This is a genomic window from Enterobacter sp. CM29, assembly GCF_013179605.1.
Classification (GTDB): Bacteria; Pseudomonadota; Gammaproteobacteria; order Enterobacterales; family Enterobacteriaceae; genus Enterobacter; species Enterobacter intestinihominis.
The window spans coordinates 1-5,114 of record NZ_JABMCU010000256.1 but is presented as its reverse complement, the minus strand read 5'-3'; the positions used below and the strand labels follow the sequence as shown (position 1 = coordinate 5,114).

The 5,114-nt window shown below is 58.2% G+C and carries 4 protein-coding genes; 2 read left to right on the top strand and 2 right to left on the bottom strand.

Annotation, left to right across the window (positions count from 1 at the left end):
* On the top strand, positions 1 to 2,798 hold a 2,798-nt coding region (gene sbcC, locus HP459_RS21195), incomplete at its 5' end, for an exonuclease subunit SbcC (protein ID WP_171936794.1).
* A gap of 87 nt (positions 2,799 to 2,885) precedes the next feature.
* On the opposite strand, the gene mak is transcribed toward sbcC, so the two are convergent.
* Positions 2,886 to 3,791 carry a fructokinase gene (mak, locus tag HP459_RS21190; protein WP_003859127.1) on the bottom strand — a complete coding sequence of 302 codons (906 nt, stop codon included), beginning with the start codon at positions 3,789 to 3,791 and terminating at the stop codon, positions 2,886 to 2,888.
* Positions 3,792 to 3,914: 123 nt separating this feature from the next.
* Here mak and rdgC point away from each other — a divergent pair, with 123 nt between their 5' ends.
* Complete coding sequence (gene rdgC / locus HP459_RS21185) at positions 3,915 to 4,829, top strand: recombination-associated protein RdgC (protein WP_006809928.1); 915 nt, start codon at positions 3,915 to 3,917, stop codon at positions 4,827 to 4,829.
* A gap of 47 nt (positions 4,830 to 4,876) precedes the next feature.
* Here the strand turns inward: rdgC and ppnP are convergent.
* The coding region (ppnP, locus tag HP459_RS21180) for a pyrimidine/purine nucleoside phosphorylase (protein WP_171936793.1) at positions 4,877 to 5,114 on the bottom strand (238 nt) is incomplete at its 5' end.

Sequence of the window (5,114 nt, the reverse complement as noted above, 5' to 3'; positions counted from 1 at the left end):
CGCGCGTTGAGCTGGCCCGCTGCGAAGACGGCAAAATTCTGGCCGATAAAGTCACGGATAAGCTGGAACAAACCGCCGCACTCACCGGGCTGGACTATGGTCGCTTTACCCGCTCGATGTTGCTCTCTCAGGGGCAGTTTGCCGCCTTCCTGAACGCTAAACCGAGCGATCGGGCAGAGCTGCTGGAGGAACTGACCGGCACGGAAATTTACGGCCACATTTCCGCCATGGTTTTTGAAAAACACAAAGCGGCACGCAACGCGCTGGAGATGTGCGAAGCGCAGGCCGCAGGCGTTGTGCTGCTGAGCGAGGAACAGCAGCAGCACTTGCAGCAAAGTTTGCAGGCACTTACTGACGAAGAAAAAATCCTGCTGGCACAGCAGCAGAGCCAACAGAAAGATTTTCAGTGGCTTACGCGTAACGACGAGCTGATACGTGAGCAGCAACGCGCAGCCGCTTCGCAGCAGCAGGCGCAACAGGCTCTGACGGACGCCGCGCCGCAACTGGCGAAGCTCCAGCTGGCACAGCCCGCCGCCCAGCTACGTCCGCTGTGGGAGTATCAGCAGGAGCAGACCACCCGCCTGGCGCAGACAACAGCGCGAATTGTTGAAGTAAATACTCGCTTACTCAACAGAGCGGCGCAGCGCTCGCGTATTCGCAACGGTGCGCTGCGCAACCGTGAACAGTTGCAGACAGAACACAGGGTACTGACGCAGTGGCTAACAGAACACGAACGTTTCCGTCAGTGGGGGCAGGAAATTGCCGGCTGGCGGGCGCATTTTACGCAACTGAGTCGCGATAAAAATCAGCTTGTGGCCCAGTCAGCGCGTATGGCTGAGCTTCGTCAGAAACTGGCTGAGATGCCGGAGAGTACGCTGACGCTGACGGCTGAGGATCTCGCGACGGCAATGGAGCAACAGGCACAATCGCGGGCGCTCCGCCAGCGCCTGACTGCGCTTCACGCTCGCTATCAGCCGCTGCAAAAACGGCTGCGTCAGAATGCGGAAAGCGTGCAAAAAGCGCAGGCTGAGCAGGCTAAGCTCAATGAAACGCTGATCCTGCGGCGTCAGCAGTTCAAAGAGAAAAATCAGCACTATGCCGACCTGAAAGCGCTCTGTGAGCGTGAGGCAACAATCAAGGATCTTGAGAACTATCGTGCACAGCTCGAAGCGGGTAAACCTTGCCCGCTCTGCGGTTCAAGCGAACATCCGGCTGTTGTGCAGTATCAGGCGCTTGAACTGACCGACAATCAGCGCCGCCGCGACGCGCTGGAGAAAGAGGTTGCCGCGCTAAAAGAGGAAGGATTGCTGGTGCTCGGGCAGGTGAATGCGCTCACCCAACAGATCCAGCGCGAGACAGAGGAAGTAAAGGCCCTCTCTCAGGAAGAGCAAGCACTCACTAAAGAGTGGCTGGAGGTCTGCGCCTCCCTGAACATAGCGCTGAATATTCAGGATGATATTGCACCCTGGATGAGCGAACAGGAGCAGTATGAACGCCAGCTGTATCAGCTTAGCCAGCGTCTGACGCTGCAAAACCAGCTCAATGAACAGGAAGATCAGGCGCGCCAGTACCAGCAGCAGCTGACGGCGACGCGTCAGGCGCTGGCAGCCTCGCTAGAGTCGCTGTCGCTTAGCGTGCCCGATGAAGGGGCCGAAAGCGCCTGGCTGAGCGCACGCGAAGCTGAATATACCCGCTGGCAGGAAAAACAGGCCCAGCACGGTACGATTCAGGAACGTATTAACGCCCTGATGCCCATCCTGGAGACGCTGCCGGATTCTGATGACGCAGAAGCCGACGCGGTTATCCCTGAGAACTGGCGCGGCATCCATGACGAATGCGTGTCGCTACAAAGCCAGCTCGCCACCCTACAGCAGCAGGAGACGCTTGAGCGTGAACGGCTTCAGCAGTCGCAGGCTCAGTTCAGCGCCGCGCTGACCGCGAGCTGCTTTGCCAGTCAGGAGGCATTTCTCTCCGCCCTGCTGGATGAAGCGTCGATCCGCCAGCTTGAACAACAAAAGCAGACGCTGGAGAACCAGCTCCAGCAGGCCACGGCGCTCTCCGTACAGGCAAACCAGCAGCTTCAGGCGCATCAGGCACAGCGCCCCGAGGGGCTGGAAACCGACGCCGCAACCCTTCAGGCGCAGTTACACCAGCTGGCGCAACAGCTTCGTGAAAACACCACGCATCAGGGGGAGATCCGCCAGCAGCTCAAGCAGGACGGTGATAACCGTCTGCACCAGCAGGCGCTTATGCAGCAGATTGAGGAGGCGGCGCGTCAGGCTGACGACTGGGGCTATCTCAATGCGCTGATAGGCTCCAGCACCGGCGATAAATTCCGTAAATTCGCCCAGGGGCTGACGCTGGATAATCTGGTGTGGCTTGCCAACCAGCAGCTCAACCGTCTGCATGGCCGCTATCTGCTTCAGCGTAAAGCCAGCGACGCGCTGGAACTGGAGGTGGTTGATACCTGGCAGGCCGATGCGGTACGCGATACCCGTACCCTGTCCGGCGGGGAAAGTTTCCTCGTCAGTCTGGCGCTGGCTTTAGCGCTTTCCGATCTGGTCAGTCACAAAACGCGCATTGACTCGCTTTTCCTGGATGAAGGGTTCGGCACGCTCGACAGCGAAACGCTGGACACCGCGCTGGATGCGCTCGACGCGCTGAACGCCACCGGGAAAACCATCGGCGTGATCAGCCACGTAGAGGCAATGAAAGAACGTATTCCGGTGCAGATCAAGGTGAAGAAGATAAACGGGCTAGGGTATAGCAGGCTGGACAGGGAGTTTGCGGTGCAGTAAATGGGGGATGTTGCCCTCACCCTGGCCCTCTCTCTGTGGGAGAGGGTACAAACATCAAAAACGGCAACGCAAGTTGCCGTTTTGCGTTTATTCCGGCCAGAGCCACGCCGCGCCGCGCACACCGCTGGAATCTCCATGGACGGCTTTGCGGATCGGCGTTTCGCATTCGCCCCCAAATACCCACTGTTTCACCAGCGTTGGCACCGTCGCGTACAGCCGGTCAACGTTGCTCATGCCGCCGCCCAGCACAATCACGTCCGGATCGAGGATATTGATCACATGCGCCAGTGATTTAGCCAACCGCATTTCGTAGCGGCTGAGCGCCAGTTCAGCCACCGGATCCTGTTCCTCAACCAGACGCATAATCTCGTTGCCTTTCAGCGGCTGGCCGCTCAGACGATGATAATCGGTGGCAAACCCCGTGCCGGAAATAAAGGTCTCAATACAGCCCTGCTTGCCACAGTAGCACGGCACTTCGGCACGGTATTTGAGTTCATCTTCGTCCATCCACGGTAACGGGTTGTGCCCCCACTCACCCGCGGTGCCGTTGCCGCCAATATGCGAGCGCCCACCGAAGGCCACGCCCGCCCCGCAGCCGGTACCGATAATGACCGCAAATACGGTCTGCGCGCCAGCCGCTGCGCCATCTACGGCCTCAGAGACCGCCAGGCAGTTAGCGTCATTTGCCAGACGCACTTCCCGGTTCAGACGCTGGCTTAAGTCTTTATCAAACGGCTGACCGTTGAGCCAGGTGGAGTTGGCGTTTTTCACCACGCCGGTATACGGCGAAATGGAGCCGGGGATCCCCATCCCGACCGTGCCCGTCTCGCCCGTTGCCTGCTCTGCCATATCGACCAGACGGGCAATCGTCTCTATGGTCTGGTGATAATCATCGCGCGGCGTAGGCAGACGGTGGCGAAACAGTTGCTCCCCCTGCTCGCTCAACGCAATAACTTCTGTTTTGGTGCCGCCCAAATCAATCCCAATACGCACAAGACACTCCTCATTATTTTGATTATCAACAGAGTAGAAGCCCACTTCCCGATTAGCAATGCAAGCGATGCGACAATTCGTTATCATGCCCGCTGATTTAACGACAAGGCCGTGGAAATTATCATGCTGTGGTTCAAAAATTTGATGGTTTACCGTCTCAGCCGCGACGTTTCGCTGCGTGCAGAAGAGATGGAAAAACAGTTAGCCGCTTACTCCTTTACCCCTTGCGGTAGCCAGGATATGGCAAAAACCGGCTGGGTTCCGCCAATGGGTTCTCAAAGCGATGCGCTGACCCACGCCAGCAGCACGGGGCAAATCATCGTTTGCGCCCGCAAAGAAGAGAAGATCCTGCCGACGCCTGTGGTGAAGCAGGCGCTCGAAGCGAAGATCTTCAAGCTGGAAGCTGAACAGGGCCGTAAGCTTAAAAAAACCGAAAAAGATTCACTGAAGGATGAAGTGCTGCACTCGCTGCTGCCGCGCGCCTTTAGCCGCTTTAGCCAGACCATGATGTGGATCGACACCGTGAACGGGCTGATCATGGTCGACTGCGCCAGCGCCAAAAAAGCGGAAGATACGCTGGCGCTGCTGCGTAAGAGCCTTGGCTCATTACCGGTGGTACCGCTGGCACTGGAGACGCCGATTGAGCTGACCCTGACTGAGTGGGTGCGCAGCGGGACTGCCGCGCAGGGCTTCCAGATCCTTGATGAAGCAGAGCTGAAAGCGCTGCTGGAAGATGGCGGCGTGATCCGCGCGAAGAAACAGGATCTGGTGAGCGACGAGATCGCCGTGCACATTGAAGCGGGCAAAGTGGTGACCAAACTGGCACTCGACTGGCAGCAGCGCATTCAGTTTGTGATGTGTGATGACGGCTCCGTGAAGCGCCTTAAATTCTGCGATGAACTGCGCGATCAGAACGAAGATATCGACCGCGAAGATTATGCTCAGCGCTTTGACGCAGACTTTATCCTGATGACCGGCGAGCTGGCGGCGCTGATCCAGAACCTGGTGGAAGGTCTCGGCGGCGAAGCGCAGCGTTGACAGGTAAAACGTAGGCCGGGTAAGCGAATGCGCCACCCGGCATGCTTTTATTTCAGATAGCGGCACAGATAAGAGGTTGGCTCTGCAACCTGCAAATGGAACTCGCTGTGGCCCGGCACGTTGAAGACCTGCCCGGCACTGTAGACTTTCCACTCCGTTTCACCCGGCAGCAGGACGTTCAGAGCGCCGCTGACCACCGTCATCTCTTCCGCTTCTGCGGTGCCAAAGGTGTATTCCCCTTCCGCCATTACGCCGACACTGGCGCGGCCAGTGCTGCTGCTGGTA

Bases quoted from the DNA above. Each gene is read 5' to 3' on its own strand.
- rdgC (WP_006809928.1), top strand. From the start codon at position 3,915: ATGCTGTGGTTCAAAAATTTGATGGTTTACCGTCTCAGCCGCGACGTT.